Source organism: Streptomyces sp. SudanB182_2057 (genome assembly GCF_964272715.1).
Classification (GTDB): Bacteria; Actinomycetota; Actinomycetes; order Streptomycetales; family Streptomycetaceae; genus Streptomyces; species Streptomyces rubradiris.
Genome location: NZ_OZ186798.1, coordinates 1,322,799 through 1,338,683, shown reverse-complemented (window position 1 = coordinate 1,338,683; position 15,885 = coordinate 1,322,799). Strand labels below are relative to the sequence as shown.

At 73.8% G+C, this 15,885-nt stretch carries 12 protein-coding genes; 8 read left to right on the top strand and 4 right to left on the bottom strand.

Annotated features, from left to right (window positions below):
• Nucleotides 1–131 precede the first annotated feature (131 nt).
• From ACSURM_RS05490 to ACSURM_RS05465, 6 genes are all read left to right on the top strand, one after another.
• Nucleotides 132–1,103: an alpha/beta hydrolase gene (locus ACSURM_RS05490; RefSeq protein ID WP_436953819.1), complete on the top strand. Its 972-nt coding sequence runs from the start codon at nt 132–134 to the stop codon at nt 1,101–1,103.
• Nucleotides 1,104–1,268: 165 nt separating this feature from the next.
• Nucleotides 1,269–2,237 (top strand): alpha/beta hydrolase, encoded by a 969-nt coding sequence (locus tag ACSURM_RS05485; RefSeq protein WP_436953818.1) that lies wholly within the window; start codon nt 1,269–1,271, stop codon nt 2,235–2,237.
• 303 nt (nt 2,238–2,540) lie between these two features.
• The gene (locus tag ACSURM_RS05480; protein ID WP_436953817.1) at nt 2,541–2,954 is read left to right on the top strand and encodes an SsgA family sporulation/cell division regulator; all 414 of its coding nucleotides are present in this window, start codon (nt 2,541–2,543) and stop codon (nt 2,952–2,954) included.
• A gap of 213 nt (nt 2,955–3,167) precedes the next feature.
• Nucleotides 3,168–4,040: an alpha/beta fold hydrolase gene (locus ACSURM_RS05475; protein WP_436953816.1), complete on the top strand. Its 873-nt coding sequence runs from the start codon at nt 3,168–3,170 to the stop codon at nt 4,038–4,040.
• A 28-nt stretch (nt 4,041–4,068) separates the two neighbouring features.
• Nucleotides 4,069–4,950 (top strand): alpha/beta hydrolase, encoded by an 882-nt coding sequence (locus tag ACSURM_RS05470; protein ID WP_436953815.1) that lies wholly within the window; start codon nt 4,069–4,071, stop codon nt 4,948–4,950.
• 293 nt (nt 4,951–5,243) lie between these two features.
• Nucleotides 5,244–8,018 (top strand): AAA family ATPase, encoded by a 2,775-nt coding sequence (locus ACSURM_RS05465; RefSeq protein ID WP_436953814.1) that lies wholly within the window; start codon nt 5,244–5,246, stop codon nt 8,016–8,018.
• A gap of 43 nt (nt 8,019–8,061) precedes the next feature.
• On the opposite strand, the gene ACSURM_RS05460 is transcribed toward ACSURM_RS05465, so the two are convergent.
• Nucleotides 8,062–8,982 (bottom strand): AraC family transcriptional regulator, encoded by a 921-nt coding sequence (locus tag ACSURM_RS05460; protein ID WP_436953813.1) that lies wholly within the window; start codon nt 8,980–8,982, stop codon nt 8,062–8,064.
• A gap of 203 nt (nt 8,983–9,185) precedes the next feature.
• On the opposite strand from ACSURM_RS05460, the gene ACSURM_RS05455 reads away from it, so the two are divergent.
• Nucleotides 9,186–9,641 (top strand): hypothetical protein, encoded by a 456-nt coding sequence (locus ACSURM_RS05455; protein ID WP_436953812.1) that lies wholly within the window; start codon nt 9,186–9,188, stop codon nt 9,639–9,641.
• Between the two features lie 18 nt (nt 9,642–9,659).
• Here ACSURM_RS05455 and ACSURM_RS05450 read toward each other — a convergent pair whose 3' ends face one another.
• Nucleotides 9,660–10,811, bottom strand: a complete 1,152-nt coding sequence (locus ACSURM_RS05450; RefSeq protein WP_436953811.1) for a Dyp-type peroxidase — start codon at nt 10,809–10,811, stop codon at nt 9,660–9,662.
• Between the two features lie 214 nt (nt 10,812–11,025).
• Here ACSURM_RS05450 and ACSURM_RS05445 point away from each other — a divergent pair, with 214 nt between their 5' ends.
• Nucleotides 11,026–12,237: a right-handed parallel beta-helix repeat-containing protein gene (locus ACSURM_RS05445; protein WP_436960934.1), complete on the top strand. Its 1,212-nt coding sequence runs from the start codon at nt 11,026–11,028 to the stop codon at nt 12,235–12,237.
• 8 nt (nt 12,238–12,245) lie between these two features.
• On the opposite strand, the gene ACSURM_RS05440 is transcribed toward ACSURM_RS05445, so the two are convergent.
• Nucleotides 12,246–12,926: a hypothetical protein gene (locus ACSURM_RS05440; protein WP_436953810.1), complete on the bottom strand. Its 681-nt coding sequence runs from the start codon at nt 12,924–12,926 to the stop codon at nt 12,246–12,248.
• 287 nt (nt 12,927–13,213) lie between these two features.
• Nucleotides 13,214–15,769 carry an SdrD B-like domain-containing protein gene (locus ACSURM_RS05435; RefSeq protein WP_436953809.1) on the bottom strand — a complete coding sequence of 852 codons (2,556 nt, stop codon included), beginning with the start codon at nt 15,767–15,769 and terminating at the stop codon, nt 13,214–13,216.
• Between the last annotated feature and the right edge of the window lie 116 nt (nt 15,770–15,885).

The following is a 15,885-nucleotide window of genomic DNA, read 5'->3' as shown; positions in this document are numbered from 1 at the left end:
GGCGGGGCCGGTACCGGTCCGTAGGCTGGGGGTCCGTCGTCCCGGCAGCCGCTGCGCACAGGAGCGGACCGGGACCGGCGGATCCGTCAGCTCTTCCATCCCGGGATCGCGCCCACGCGCGGGAGTGTGTCGTGGAACATGTCGCTGGACCGCCGACGGTCCTCGAGCAACTGGCCCAGGCCTTCGTCGAGGCCCACGAGTGTCCGGGCGTGCCGGACGGAGCGGGGCCCGTTCCCTCCGGGGAGGCGCTCGCCGTCCTGCGCGGAGAGGCGGACCGGACGCCGGACGTCGAGGAGGAGTGGCTGGCGCTCCCCGGGTGCGACGGGGACCGCATCCGCGTGCGGATCCTGCGGCCGGCCGACAGCGAGGAAGTCCTGCCGGTGGTGCTCTACCTGCACGGCCTGGGCTGGACCCACACGACCGCCACCACCCACCAGCGGCTGCTGGAGGACCTGGTCCTCGGCGCGGACGCGGCGGTCGTCGTGCCCGAGTACGACCGTTCGCCGGCCGCCCGCTATCCGGTGGCCGTCGAGCAGAGCTACACCGTGGCCCGCTGGATCGCGGAGCACGGCGCCGACTGGCATCTCGACGGCTGCCGCATCGCCGTGGCCGGTGTCTCGGCGGGCGCCAACCTCGCCGCCGCCCTGACGCTGGTCGCCAAGGAGCGCGGGGGAGTGGACTTCGTCCACCAGGTCCTGGTCTGCCCCGTCACGGACGCCGCCGGGCAGACGGCGTCCTACCGGCACTTCGCCGAGGGCTACTTCCTCGGCGGCGCCGTCATGCGCAGCTTCTGGCGGAGTTACGTCCCCGACGCGGCACGGCGCACGGAGATCACCGCGTCGCCGCTGCTGGCGACCACGGACGACCTGCGCGGGCTGCCGCCGGCGCTGGTCCTGACCGCGGAGGCCGACGTGGTGCGCGACGAGGGCGAGGCGTACGCGGCGAAGCTGAGGGCGGCGGGCGTCTCCGTCGTCTCCGTGCGCTACCACGGCACGATCCACGGGTTCATCCTGTTCGACATGCTCCGGGACAGCGACGCGGGGCGGGCCGCCCGGACGCAGACCGTGGACATCCTCCACGTCGCCTTACACCGGGGGTGGTGAGGGGCCGTCCGGCGGAACAGGCACCGGGCAGACCCCCGTGCGCCCTCGGGCAAGTCCTGTGCACGGGGGGCCGGTCCACGCCGGGCGAAGGGACATAACGTCCCGGTGTGCCGCCTCCCGGCGGCGCGCCGAACGTCCCGCGTCCCTCACGAAACGGGTTCAGCCATGCACGAGTTCACCCCTGTCACCCCTGTCCTGGAGCCGGCCGCGGCCGCCTTCGCCGAGGCCACCGCCCAGCCGCCGTACCTCTTCCAACTGCCCGTGGCGGACGGCCGCAAGGCCGTCGACGAGGTCCAGTCCGGGCCGGTGGACAAGCCCCGGATCGACGAGGAGTGGGTCACCGTCACCGTCCCCTCCGGCGGCTCCGTCAAGGCGCGCATCGTGCGTCCCGCCGGTGTCCGGGGCGAACTGCCCGTCATCCTCTACATCCACGGCGCGGGCTGGGTGTTCGGCAACGCCCACACCCATGACCGGCTGGTGCGGGAACTGGCCGTCGGGACCGGTGCCGCCGTCGTCTTCCCGGAGTACGACCTGTCGCCGGAGCACCGCTACCCGGTGGCCGTCGAGCAGAACTGGGCCGTCGCCCGCTGGATCGTGACCGACGGGGCGGACAAGGGCCTGGACGGCACCCGCATGGCGGTCGCCGGGGACTCGGTCGGCGGCAACATGAGCGCCGCGCTCACCCTGATGGCCAAGGAGCGGGGCGGCGTCCCCCTGCTCCAGCAGGTCCTCTTCTACCCGGTCACCGACGCGTCCTTCGACACCGCCTCCTACCACCAGTTCGCCGAGGGCTACTTCCTGCGCCGCGACGGCATGCGGTGGTTCTGGGACCAGTACACGACCGACGAGGCCGAGCGGGCGCGGATCACCGCCTCTCCGCTGCGCGCCACCACCGAGCAGCTCACCGGCCTGCCGCCCGCCCTGGTCATCACCGCCGAGGCCGACGTCCTGCGCGACGAGGGCGAGGCGTACGCGAACAAGCTGCGGGCCGCCGGCGTGCCGGTGACCGCCGTGCGCTACCAGGGCATCATCCACGACTTCGTCATGCTCGACGCGCTCCGGGACACCCACGCCGCCCGGTCCGCCGTCGCGCTCGCCGTGAGCACGCTCCGGGACGCGCTCGCCAAGGACTGAACCGTCCCCCGGGCGGCGACGCCCGGGGGCAGGAGCCCGTCCCGCGCGGCCCCCGGGGCACGCGGGCCGGGCCGTCGCCTCCACCGTCCCGTCCGCCCTCGTACGTCAACTCCTGGTCCATTCCCTGGCGTTCGGTGGTTCCGCCGATCGGCCGTGCCGTGAAGTGCGGCCCCTGCCGTCCAGCCCCGCGACCTCGCACGCGCGACCGGTGTCCGCCGCACGCCCCGCTCCCTCCGGCCGCCGCGTCCGCCCGCACCGGCGGCGTCGGCGTCCCCTCCCGTGACCACGTCCCAAGGAGTGTCCGTGAAGCCCGTCCAGCGACTCGTCACGGCGAAGGTGTCGTCGCCGGAACACGGCGCCGGCCGGCTGGTGGTGGGGCTCCGTCACGACCCTGGCGACCCGCTGGCGGTGCGACTCGACTTCGCCCCCGCCGCAGGGCCGGACGAGGGCGGGGCCGCGACCTGGGTCTTCGCCCGGAGCCTGCTGGAGGAAGGGGTCGTCGTGGCCGTGGGCGACGGTGACGTCCGGGTCCGGCCGGGCGCCGACGGCGAGACGGACATCGAACTGGTGTCCCTGTACGGCTCCTGCGTGGTGCGGCTCCGCATGGACACGCTGTGCTCCTTCCTCTCCCTGACCGAGACCCGGCCCGCCGAGGTCTCCACACGGATCCGGACCGAGCTCGACCAGACGCTCGACGCCATCCTCGGGCGCGCGTAGGACCCGCGGCCATGCCCGGCACCGGCGAGCCATGCAGTGTGGGAACAGTCCCGGCCACCCTGAGCAAAGCGCCGGTAACCCTCACGGCCGTAGCGTCGGAACGCGGACAGGGCTGCCCGGCACACGAGTTGACCCTACGTCAGCCGTCACCGGCACCGCTCTCCACGCGTTTCTCTTCGCCTTCTCGACTCTCCTCTCCTGGAAGGATCAGCCATGAGCGAGTTCGACTCCGTCGAGGCCGCGCCCAGCCCCGGAAAGGGCGTCTCGCGGCGTACGGCGATCGTGGCCGGCACCGCCACGGCCGCGTCGCTCGGCACCGGGACCGCCGCCGCGGGCCCCGCCACCGCCCAGGACCGGGACCACTCCGGGAAGCCTCGGCCCACGATCGTCCTCGTCCACGGCGCGTTCGCCGACGCGTCCAGCTGGTCGCCCGTCATAGAACGGCTCCAGGACCGCGGTCACCGGGTGCTCGCCCCGGCCAACCCGCTGCGCGGACTGCACCACGACGCGGCCCACCTCACGGCCTTCCTGGAGAGCGTCGAGGGCCCCGTGGTCCTGGCCGGCCACTCCTACGGCGGAGCCGTGATCACCCAGGCCGCCGCGAGCGCCCCCGGCGTCCGGGCGCTCGTCTACATCGCGGCGTTCATGCCCGACGCCGGCGACGTGCTCGGCGAACTGACGTCCCGGTTCCCCGGCTCCCAGCTGGCACCGGCGCTCACCCAGGTGCCCGCGCCCGCGCCCGACGGCACCCCCGGCCTCGACCTCTACATACAAACCGACAAGTTCCACCAGGTCTTCGCCCAGGACGTGCCGCGCGACACCGCGCGCACCCTGGCCGCCGTCCAGCGTCCGCTCAGCGCCACCGCCTTCGGCGACCAGGCGACCGCGGCGGCCTGGCGCACCCTGCCGTCCTGGACGCTGATCGCCACCGAGGACCACGGCATCCCGCCGGAGCTCCAGCGCTTCCAGGCCCGGCGCGCTCGTTCGCACACGGTCGAGGTCCCCAGCTCGCACCTGCCCCTCCACAGCTTCCCGCACGCGGTGACCTCGCTGATCCGCTCGGCCGCCGGTGCCGTCCGGCGCTGACGCCGCCCCACTCCCGAAGGACTGTTCCGTGACTCTCCCCTCCGAGAACTCCTACGCTCGTGACCTGGCCCAGGTCGAACGGGCCAACGCCGACGGCCGCGTGCCCGTGGTCTTCGTCCACGGCCTCTGGCTCCTGCCCACCAGCTGGGAGCGGTGGGCGGCCGTGTTCGACGCCGCCGGTTACGTCCCCGTACTGCCGGGCTGGCCCGACGACCCCGAGACGGTGGAGGAGGCCAACGCCCACCCCGAGGTCTTCGCCGGCAAGAGCGTCGGCCAGGTCGCCGACCACTTCTGCGACCTGGTGCGCAAGCTCGACCGCACGCCGGTGGTGGTCGGGCACTCCTTCGGCGGCCTGATCACCCAGATCATCGCGGGCCGCGGGCTGTCCCGGGCCTCGGTGGCCATCGATCCCGCCCCGTTCCGGGGCGTGCTGCCCCTGCCGCTGTCCTCCCTGCGCGCGGCCGGTGCGGTGCTCGGCAACCCCGCCAACTACCACCGGGCCGTGCCGCTCACCTACGAGCAGTTCCGGTATTCCTTCGCCAACGCCGTCAGCGAGGCCGAGGCGCGCGAGCTGTACGAGACCTTCGCCGTGCCGGCGCCGGGCGAACCGTTGTTCCAGGCCGCGGTCGCGAACGTCAACCCCTGGACCGAGGTCAAGGTGGACACCCTGAACCCCGACCGGGGCCCCCTCCTCATCCTCTCGGGGGAGAAGGACAACACCGTTCCGTGGGCCATCGCCCACGCCTCGTACAAGAAGCAGGTGCGCAACGCGTCCGCGGTCACGGAGATCCTGGAGATCCCGGGCCGCGGCCACGCCCTCACCATCGACAGCGGATGGCGCGAGGTCGCCGACACCGCCCTCGCCTTCCTCGGCCGCCACGTCGACCCCGCGGCGGGCGACGGGGCGTGACCGCCGACTGACCTCCACTCCCCTCCGAGCGGCCGGTCCGGACCTCTGCGTCCCGGACCGGCCGTTTCGCGTCCTCCCGCGCCGCTCGGCGGACCCCGCCCGGAGGACGGGCGGAGAGGATCGCAGGGGCACTCCCGCGGTTCGCGGCCGAGGAGTTCTGGTCCGTGCCCGCACAGCTTTGGCCTGTGCGTGCGCGACCGCCGGTCCCGCTCCGCCCGCGTCCTAGCGTCGAACCGCGGTGGGGGCCGTGTCCTCACCGCTCGGCACGGACACGGTTCTCGGGGAGCGACACGATGACATCCGACGGCACGGCGGGAGCACCGTCCCGGCCCTGTACGTCGCTGACGGGGCGCGACGCCCCCTGGACGACCCTGCGGAACGCCCTGCTCGCGGCCCCGGCCGGAGGGCGGGCGCTGTGGCTGCGCGGGGAGGTCGGCATCGGCAGGACCGCGCTGCTGGACCAGGCGGCCTCCTTCGCCTCGGAACGGGGCATGGGCGTCCTGCGAACCGCCGGCACCGCGCCGGAGTCGGGTACGGCCCTCGGTGTCCTGCGCCGGCTGATCCGGCCGCTGCTGGACCGGTACGACGTGCTGACCCCCGCACAACGCCTCTGTCTGGAAGGGGCCCTGGACACCGCGGCGGACACACCCCCCGGCGGGCCGGCCGTCGCCGCCGCCACCCTCGCCCTGCTGAGCGGGATCGCCGACGCACAGCCCCTGCTCCTGGCCGTCGACGACCTCCAGTGGGTGGACGCGCCCAGCGCGGGCGTCCTGGCCTTCGTCCAGCGCAGACTCACCGCCACGCCGGTCGTCCTGGTCTGCGCCGTGCGCGCGGAGGGCTCGTCGGCCCTGGACAGCACCGGTGCCGAGATCCTGAACCTCGCCCCGCTGACCGACGCGGAATCGGCGGCGGTCCTGCGCCGTCGCCGTCCCGACCTCACGGCGAAGGCCCGGGCCCGCCTCGTGAGGGAAGCGGCCGGCAACCCGCTGGTCCTGCTGGGGACTTCCGCGAGGCCGGAGCGCGTCCACCGCACGGGGCACGCTCCGGCCCCTGCCGACCCGGCGCCGGACGGCCCGCCGGAGCACGACTTCGGCCCGCGCCTGGACGCCCTGCCGCCGAGGACCCGGTTCCTGCTCCTGCTCCACGCGCTGGCGGGCCACGAGGAGCGCAGCACCCGCCTGGCGCTCGACGCGGCCCGTGCCGCCGGATCGCCGGCCTCGGAGGAGACGCTGGTGGCGGCCGAGAGGTCCGGTCTGGTCAGGCTGCACCACGCCAGGATGACCTTTCCTCACCCTCTCCTCCGCACCTGCCTCGTCCGGACGGCCTCCGCAGCGGACCTGCGCCGCGCCCACGCCGCGCTCGCCGCCGTACTGCCCCGTGACGACGAGCGGCGCGCCGCCCACCTGGCCGCGTCCGTCGCGGGCACCGACGACGACGTGGCGGATCACCTGGAGGAGGTGGCCCGCCGTACGATCCGGCGCGGCGGCCACCCCGAGGCCGCGACGCTCCTGGAACGCGCCGCGCGGCTGAGCGCACGCGCGGGGGCACGCGGCGCCCGGCTGACGGCCGCCGCCAACGCGGCCGCCGTCGGCGGGCAGCCGGCCGTCGCCGCCCGCCTGCTGGCGGACGCCGAGGCCGACGGCGTGCCCGCCGGCAGCCGCCCCCTGTGGGAACTGACCGACGCCTATGTGCGGTTCGAGAGCGACGGTGACCTCTCCCCGGCCGTCACCCGCCTCCCGGCGCTGCTCGCCGGCCTGCGCCACCGCACGCCGACGGCCGACGACACCTCGCGGGACACCCTCCGTTTCCTGCTCCAGCTGACGGCGGTCTTCTCCGACGAGCCGGCGCTCCGGGACGCCCTGCGCACGGAACTGTCCCGCTCCGGGCCCGCCGCACGGCTCTGCCTCGACCTCTGGAACCGGCCCGCCGGTCCGGGCCCCGGCGGCACGCGGCACCTGCGGCGGCTGGTCGAGGAGCTGACGCCGGAGGAAGAGCTCACGGAGGCATGGCGGTTGCTGTGGATCGCGGCAGCCCTCGACAGCGTGGGCGAGCACGCCCAGCTCTGGCACCGCGTCGTCCAGCGGGCGCCCTACCCGACCCAGGCGCACGTGCGGCTCGCCACCTGCGGGGACGACTACCTGCGCGGCCGATGGGACCGCTGCCTCACCGTCTCCCGCCAGGGCGCGCACACGGCCCGGGAACAGGGCTGCGGATTCCACGTCCAGCTGTTCCGCCTCACCGAGGCCGCGGTCCACGCGGCCCGCGGCCAGCAGGCCGAGACGGAGGCGCTCCTGGCACGGACCGAGCCCTGGGCGCGGGCACGCGGCCAGTCGTACATGCTGCGCCGGATCACCGGCATCCGCGCCGTCCATGCTCTGGCCTCGGGAGCCGACGAGACCGCGTACGCGCTGGCGGCGTCCCTCACCCCGCCGGGCACGTTCCCCCCGGAGGAGCCGCGTTTCCAGCACGTGTTCCTCGACCTGGTCGAGGCGGCGGTGCGGACCGGGCGGCGCGCCGAGGCGCTGCGCCACATCGCGGCCGGTCACGCGATCGGGATGGGGGACATCGCGCCCCGTCACGCCTTCGTGCTGGCGGCCGCCGAGGCGATGGCCGCCGAGGGCGAGGACGTGCACACCCGCAGCGAGGCCGCCTACGCGATGCCGGGGGCCGACGGCTGGCCCTTCGAGCTGGCGCGCCTGCACCTGCGCCACGGCGCGTGGCTGCGGCTCGCCCACCGCCCCGAGGAGGCCCGTGCCCACCTGCTGACCGCGCACACGCATTTCACCCGGCTCAAGGCGGAACCCTGGGCGCGCACCGCCGAGGCGGAGCTCCGGGCCGGCGGCACGGTCGTCGCGCGGGCCCGGCCGACGGAGGCGTGGCGGCTGTCCCCCCAGGAGCTGCGCATCGCGCGGCTCGTGGCGTCCGGCCTGAGCAACGGGCAGATCGCGGAACAGCTGAAGGTGTCACCACGCACGGTCGGCACCCACCTCTACAAGATCTTCCCGAAGGTCAACGTGGCCTCCCGCGCGGCCCTGGCGCACGCGGTGCGCGAGGCGTACGACCGGTGAGCGGCCGTAAGGCCCGCGCATCGCGGGGGCGCGCCTCCTGGCGTCAGCCGGTGGGCGGGGTGCTCGCCTTCTGTCTCGCCCGCTGCCTCCACTCGCGCGGGGACAGGCCGTAGGCGGACCGGAACCTGCGGGTGAAGTGGCTCGGGCTGGAGAAGCCGCAGCGTGCCGCGACGGCCCCGATGGCGAGTCCCGCGTGATCGGGGGAGGCCAGCATCTGCCGGGCGGTGGCGAGCCGCTCGGAGATGATCCACTGTTCCAGGCTCACGTCGGCGTCGCGCAGCACCTGGTAGAGGTGGCGGACCGACACCCCGTGCGCGGCGGCGATGCTCTCCGCGCGGAGACCGGGGTCGGTGTGGTGCCGGCGGACGTGGGCCGTGACCCGGGTGAGCAGGGTCTCGTCCATCACCGACCGCACGGCCGGTGTCCGCGGGTCGTGCGCCGCGGACACCAGGAGCGCGCGGACCAGATCGGCGGTGGCACCCGCCAGGGCCGTCGCGCCGGGGTCCCGGGCCAGCCGGCCCGGATGGCGCCACATGTCCCGCAGATGGCGCAGGACCATGTCGTGGAGCGGACTCGCCCGCAGCCGCAGCGAGGCCCGCACCACCGTCTCCACGGGCAGGCCGATCCGCTCCACGTCGAACACCATGGCCTGGGAGCCCCCGTCGCCCGACCATCCGTAGACGCGGGGCGACAGCTCGTGGAAGACACAGACGTCGTCCGGCCCGAAGGTCACCCGCTGCCCGGCGACCTCCGCGCGGCCCGTTCCCCGGTGCTGGAGCGACACCGAGACGACCGGGTTGCTGCGCTGTCTTCGGATGTGAGCGGGGGTGCGATGGGCCTCGAAACCGCTGTTGTACGTGGAGAACATCGGCAGGCCCCCGACGCTCCAGAGCTCCATCCGGGCGTGGACGCCCTCGGAGGTCTTCTCGTGGACGATGTGGTTGGGCACCGACTCGTTGGTCATCCCGTGACGGAAGGCCTCCAGCCGTTCAGCGGGGGGCAAGGCGCTAGTGTCCAGCAGCAACAACGTTTCCTCCACCTGCGTCTCGTGGTCCGGGATCCGATTCTCACCGCGCCCATGGCCGTGCTCAAGACACCTCCGGCACGGACACCCCGGGCGCGGCCGGGCGCCCGGCTCGCCTGACGGCCCCTATCAGACAGGACCACATGAGCGACGTACCCTCCGGCGGGAGCCGGGCCGCGGAGATCGACGTCAAGGAGGTCCCCTCGCTGCTGCTGCGGATGATCCCGGAATCCGCCGACGCCATCGAGGAGCTGTTCGAGCAGCCGGCGGAAGAGGCCGTCCTGGCCGGGGAAGCATGGATGCGGCTGTACTGGCTGCTGATCGACTGCTTCACGACGCCCGTGCTGATTCCCGAGTTGGAGAGCGGCAGCCCCGACACCGAACTGCTCGGCCGGTGCTGGGACTTCGTGGAGCGCGTCGTCGCCCATCCCAGTTCCGTCGTCAGTGGCGCTGTCTACTTCGAGGTCCTCGAACCGCTCCTGAACGCCGCGGGGCTGGTCGAAGCCGCCTGGCCCCATATGAAGGACCGGACGCGGACGGAGACCGTGCGCATGCTGGACGGCTACGGTGTGCGGCTGCGCGGCATCAACCGGCGTTGAGGACCACCAGGCACCTGGTCAGCGGAACAGCCCGGTGCCCAGCGGTCGTTGTCGGTCGAAGCCGGGGAGGATGAGGAAGGTCGCGCCGGCCGTGGTGGTGGTGAACGGCAGCAGGGCGTCGGAACCCTCCATGTGGGCCAGCGTCTTGGTGAAGGTGCTCAGGTCGTTCTGGAAGCTGATGAAGAGCAGGCCGGGGGCGGGCTCGTCGGTGCTGTAGGAGCGGCGCAGCATGAGGCCGACGCCGACCACGCCCGGGTGGGCCCGGCGGACATGGGCGTCGGCCGGGACCAGGTAGCGTCCGTCCGGTGTCTTGGCGCCGAGGTCCGGGTCCGAGGCGGCGGTCCCGCCGGAGAGGGGCGCACTGGTGGCTCTCCGCCGGCCGAGGACCGCCTCCTGCTCGGCCACGGAGAGCGCGGCGAACCGTGGCAGGTCGAGTTCCATGCGCCGTACCACGGCGATCGTGCCGCCGGCGACCGGAGCGGGTCCGGCCAGCCACAGATCACGCCGCTGTTCGGCCGCCGTGTGCGGGCCCACGATGCCATCCACGAAGCCGAGCAGGTTGCGTGGCGCGGAGACGTCCTCGGACACCCGGACGTCCGGGCCACGGCGTCCGGACTGCCGCCAGCGTTCCCGGACCCGGTCCCCGGCCTGCCCCAGCAGCGCGGCGGCGACGACCGGTAGCAGCAGGGGGTCGCCGGCGCAGATCTGCACCAGCAGGTCCCCGCCGCGCGACCCCGGGGCGATCCGCTCGTGGGAGAACCGGGGCAGGTCCGCCGCGCCGGGCAGGCCGGGCCCGGCCCCGCGCACCAGCCGTGGTCCCACCCCGATCGTCACGGTGAGGTCACCCGGGGCCAGTCCCAACAGGCGCGGATCGGTCCCCGCGGTGAGCGTGCGGACGGCCTCGCCGAGTTCGGCCAGCAGCGGGCCGACGGCCACGCCGTCGTCCACATCGGCCACCACCGCCAGGAGGTTCGGCTGGGCCGTGCGCGGGAGCGTGACACCCGCCTGGTGACGGCCGGTGGGGGAGACCCGCGGAGTGGGCGTGGGGGACGGGGGCCGGTCCTGCCGGGCGGCGGGCGATTCGCACCCCGCCGTGAGCCCGGTGGCCGCCACGGCCCCACCGGCTCCGATGAACGCGCGGCGTGACGGGCGGGGTTCGGCTCGGCTCACGGTGTGCAGGATGTCATATCCCTTCCGGCCGGGGCGAGTTGACCGGCCCCGCGCGGGACCGGCCTCGTGCCAGGATGAGGTCATGCCTCGTCTCCGTCTTCGTCTGATGGCCGCGTTGTTGAGCACTCTGGCATGCGTACTGGCGGGCTGCGGGTCCGGCGACGACGGGCCGGACCAGGGCCGGCGGCCCGACGGGGCGCACGTGACCATCAAGGTGCCGGCCGACGCCCCGACGATCTCGGCCGCGGTGTCCCTCGCCCGCCCCGGTGACCTGGTCCTGGTCTCGCCGGGCGTCTACCACGAGTCGGTGAGGGTCTCCACGCCGCGGGTCACCCTCCGGGGCGAGTCCCGGGACAGGGTCGTCATCGACGGGCGGACGCGGCAGCCGAACGGCATCGTCGTCTCCGCGCCCGGAGTGGCCGTGCAGAACCTGACCGTGCGGAACAACACGCAGAACGGGGTCCTGGTCACCGGTTCCGCGAAGGCGGCCGCCGGGCTGCCGGGGCGTTCCGGGGGCTACGACACCGGCGACGAGCCCGTCACCTTCCTGAAGTCGTTCCTGGTCTCCCACGTGACCGCCACCCGCAACGGCCTGTACGGCATCTACGCGTTCTCCGCGCAGAACGGTGTCATCGAGCACTCGTACGCCTCGGGCGCCGCCGACTCGGGAATCTACGTGGGCCAGTGCAAGCCCTGCCGCATCGTGGTGCGGGACAACATCGCCGAACTCAACGCGGTCGGTTACGAAGGCACCAACGCCGGCGGGGACATGTACGTGGTCGGCAACCGCCTCGTCGGCAACCGGGTCGGGCTCACCACCAACTCCGACCACCAGGAGAAACTGCTCCCCCAGCGGGACGCCGTCATCGCGGGCAACCTGGTCGCCGCGAACCAGCAGCGGGCCACCCCGGAACAGGCCGACGGCGGCTGGGGCACCGGCATCGGCGTCGACGGCGGCAGCGGCAACCGGTTCCTGCGCAACCGCGTCACCGGCAACAGCACCGCCGGGCTGGTGATCACCGCGACCTCCGACATCCCTCCGGTCGGCAACCAGATCGTGGACAACGCGTTCGACGGCAACGGCGTCGACGTCGGCTGGTCGTTCCCCACCGCCACCCGGGGACGGGGCAACTGTCTGCGCGGCAACGCACTGGACAGCACGGCGCCCGCCCGGCTCGCGACGACCGAGGCCTGCCCGCTGCCCGCCAACATGCTCTCCCCGACCGGTACTTGGGCGGTGCCGACGGCACCCGGCGGCATCCCGTTCACCGAGGTCGCCGCGCCCGCTCCGCAGCCGCAGTTCCCCCACGCGGCCACCGCGGGCGCCACCGCCGTCCCCGCCGTCCCGGACCTGCCCGAGACGGCGGACGTCCCCCTGCCGCCCGCGTCCCTGCTCGCCGCGCACGCGCGGGTACGGATGCCCTGAAGCGTCGGCTACCGGGCCGGTGTCACCCCGGGCACCGGCTCGACCGGCACGTACGCCCGGTCGTCGAAGGCGATGACCACCGGCTGCTCCTCGGACTCCACGCGGACGCGGACCCGGTACATGGTGCCGTCCGGGCCGACCCAGTAGCGCACGTTGCCCGCCGTACCGGAGCGGTCCGGGGAGGCCGGCCCGGTCATGATGTCCACCCGGTGCCCGTCCACCTGGTCCCGTCCCCACCAGGCTGCCCCGTTCTGCGGCAGCAGTTCGGCGTTGTCCGGCCGGTCGCTGCCGAGCTTGAGCGCGATGGCCAGCGAACTGTCCAGCGCGCTGCCGGACGCCCGGAGCGGACGGTCGTACCAGCCGGAGCCGGGGGGTGACGCGGGGGCGTGCGCCGGGGCGTGGGCCATCGGGTGGACGTGCACGGAGGTCGCCGTCCACTGGATCAGCCCGTCGCTGGACGTGTCGCGCCCGGAGCCGCGCACCACGCCGTAACCGACCTTGCCCCGGTAGTCCACGGATCCGGTGACGGTCAGCCCGCCGGCGGCGCCCGGCACGGTGATCGTCACCGCGCGGCCCCGCGCCTCGTAGTTTCGGAACCGGGCGATGGCCAGCCGGTTCGCCTCGTCCTCGGTCAGCGCGCGCGGACCGCCCGGGTCCGGGCCGCCCCCGGCGAGGAGGAACACGGCCACCGTGACCGCCGTCAGGCCGGCGGCGAGAGCCGCCCAGTGCGGCCACCGCCATCGGCGCCGGCCGGGCGCACGGCCCGGTGGGGCCTGCCGGATTCTCCCGCCGCGCACGCGGTTCGACACTGGCACGTGACTGCCTCACCCTCTCGGTCGTCTCCCCGCCGCCCGGTCGCCGGGGTGGCGGACGAACAAGGCCGGCCCTCGGGGGCCGGCCGGGACGTGATCCGCCCGTGCGCGCCGTCCGGAGCGCGGACGGGCGGATCACCGTGGTGCGGTGTGGTGCGGTGCGTTCAGTGGTGCCGGGCGCGACGGTTCCGGGTCACGAACGCGATGACCAGGCCCGCGCCCACCAGCAGACCGGCGAGGCCGACCAGTGTCGGCACCCCGGTCATACCGGTGTTCGCCATCGAACCGCCCCCGCCCCCGCCACCCGGGGCCGGGCCGACCGGCGGCACCGGTGACGGCGGCGTCGAGGCCGGTGGCGAGGCCGGCGGCGAACTCGGGGACGGCGCCGGAGTCGTGGTGCTCGGGCTGGGAGTCGGAGTCGGAGTCGGGGTCGGAGTCGGGCTCGGGCTGGGGGACTCCTTCGGGATGTACACCCCGGCGTCGATGGTGTGGTCGACGCCGCCCGGCTTGTCCGGAGCGGTGACGGGCGCGTAGCCGTTGCACAGCTCCCCGGTGGTCGGCGGGGTCACGTTGGAGTCGTGCGCGCGGTTGTCACCGGCCCGCGGGAGCGTGAACCTCAGCTCGCTCGCCGCCGGCTGCTCGGGCACCTGGCTGGTGTCCGCGGTGCACACGTCGAACTGCACCGTGTACTTCGCGCCGGGCGTGAGCTGGTACGCGGCGCCGACACCGCCGAAGTAGTACTCGCCGGCCGCGTTGGTCCTGGTCGTGGCGACCTGTTCGCCGTCCGCGTCCAGCAGGTTGATCGTCGCTCCCGGCAGGAGTACGTGCCCCGGGTCCTGGATGCCGTTGTGGTCGCCGTCGAACCACACGACGTTGCCGATCTGGATCGGCGCGTTCGCCGCCGCGTAGGCGATGTCACCGAGCCCGCCGGCCTTGCCGAACCCGCCTTGGGCCGAGCTGACGAACTGGTACCCGTTGGCCTTCGGAGCGTTGCCCGGGCCCTCACCGGTCGTGATGTCGTGGTACCCGGTCCCCGAGGTCGCGACCTGCTCGACCGGGTCGAACTCGGTGCTGACGACCCACTGTTGCTGCGGGATGTAGGCCACCGACCCCAGCGAGGTCTCCTGGTGGGCGTTGGCGAAGGAGTCGCCCGGGAAGTATTCGACGACGTCGGCGGGCTGGCCGCCGTTGTTGGCGGGGGTGGCGTTGTTGGGGCAGCTCCCGGTGCCTTCCCACTGGTACTCACCGGTGGGAGTGGCGCAGACCATGGTGATGTCACCACCGGACATGGCGTTCTCCGGATTGTCGTTGTCCGGGCGGGGGTCCAGCCCTCCCCAGCTGAGCACATCCATGAACCGGTCGCGGAAGCCCAGGACCATCGAGCCGTCCCGGGCGAAGGCGAGGGAGGCCAACTCCGGCTGGGGGTCGATGAAGACGTTGCCCGACTTGCGGTCGTCCCACGTGTCCAGGCTGGTGTTCCACGGGTTCCAGTGGGTGCCCCGGTCGCCGCTGCCGAAGACCCTGCCGCGTTCGTACGTGAGCGGGTGGCTCAGCACTGTGGTGAACCGCTTCCCGTCGAAGGTGGCGACGACGGCCTTCAGGTCCTCGCGCCGCTGCGTGCTCTCCGCGCTGCACACCCCGCCGACGTACAGCGTGTTGTCGTGGGTCTGGAGTCCGAACGGCCGCCAGTCGTCGCGGCTCGCGCACCCCGGGTCCGGGATCGGGACCGTCGACTTGGGCGTGGAGGCGGTGGCGCCGGTCGCGTCGAAGCTCACCAGGCTGCGGGTCCGCAGGTTCACCGCGTACAGCGTGGTGCCGTCCTCCGACAGGGCCAGGCCGCCGATGCTCTCCTTGCCGGGCGCGTCGGTGAACCCGGCGTCCTTGATCATGTTGGCGGTGTCGTGCCGCGTCACCGTGGCGTCCGGTACCCGCGCGAACAGCTTCGGGGCACCCGAGCCGTCGACCGGCACCGTGTAGATCGCGCCACCGCCCTGCGGCCCGTACGGGGTGTACCGGCGGGCGAACGCGCTCTGGAACAGCCGGGTCCGGTACGTGTCGTACGCCAGCCCGAACGTCGTGCCCACCTGGGCCTGGGTGGCCAGCGTGGTCGGGCACGCCGCGTCGGTGGGACACGTGCGCCGGACCTCGGTCCCGAACGCCACCAGCGCCCGGTTGTCGTTCCCGTTCGGGCCGTTGTGGACCGGCACGAAGTACCGGGTGTCCGGCAGCGCGTAGTCGGCCGGATCCCACACCCCGGTCACCACCGAGGCGTCCTTGCCGTCCGACACGTCCACGAACGACGTGAAGCTGTCGAAGTGGTTCTCCGCCGTCGACGCGGGCGCCGCCCGCAGATAGCGGCGGTACGGTTCCGGGACGCTGACGTCGACGCGGTACCGGCCGCCGTCGAGCGCGGCCGACTCCGACACCACGACCTTTCCGGTGGTGTCCGTGACACCGGTGACCCGGTGCCCGGCGGGATCGGAGACCTCCACCCGCATGCCCCGCTGCGGCACGTCCATCGTCGTGTTGATCACGCCGGTGCCGAAGAAGTCACGCAGGACCTGGACCGTCAGCGTGCCGTCGTCGGCCGCGGCGGTGGCCGGTCCGGCCGTCGCCCCGACGGCGGCGCCCGCCAGTAAGAGGAGGGACAAGCCGGTGCGCGCCAGTGGCTGCGCGAGCCCCCCGGCCGCCCGGCGCGAGTCTCTGCCGACTCGGTTCATGGCATCACACTCCACACTTTCCTTGTCTTGAAAACGAAGCCGCCGTGTCCTGAAAACGAAGCCCCCGAGGCAAAGAAAAAGGGCCCACGCCGCTGTGCATGGGCCGCTTTATGGTG

What these genes read in the sequence shown, in the direction of transcription:
- ACSURM_RS05485 (WP_436953818.1), top strand. Translation starts at nt 1,269, where the DNA reads ATGCACGAGTTCACCCCTGTCACCCCTGTCCTGGAGCCGGCCGCGGCC.
- ACSURM_RS05475 (WP_436953816.1), top strand. Translation starts at nt 3,168, where the DNA reads ATGAGCGAGTTCGACTCCGTCGAGGCCGCGCCCAGCCCCGGAAAGGGC.
- ACSURM_RS05465 (WP_436953814.1), top strand. Translation starts at nt 5,244, where the DNA reads ATGACATCCGACGGCACGGCGGGAGCACCGTCCCGGCCCTGTACGTCG.
- ACSURM_RS05460 (WP_436953813.1), bottom strand. Translation starts at nt 8,982, where the DNA reads ATGACCAACGAGTCGGTGCCCAACCACATCGTCCACGAGAAGACCTCC.
- ACSURM_RS05455 (WP_436953812.1), top strand. Translation starts at nt 9,186, where the DNA reads ATGAGCGACGTACCCTCCGGCGGGAGCCGGGCCGCGGAGATCGACGTC.
- ACSURM_RS05435 (WP_436953809.1), bottom strand. Translation starts at nt 15,769, where the DNA reads ATGAACCGAGTCGGCAGAGACTCGCGCCGGGCGGCCGGGGGGCTCGCG.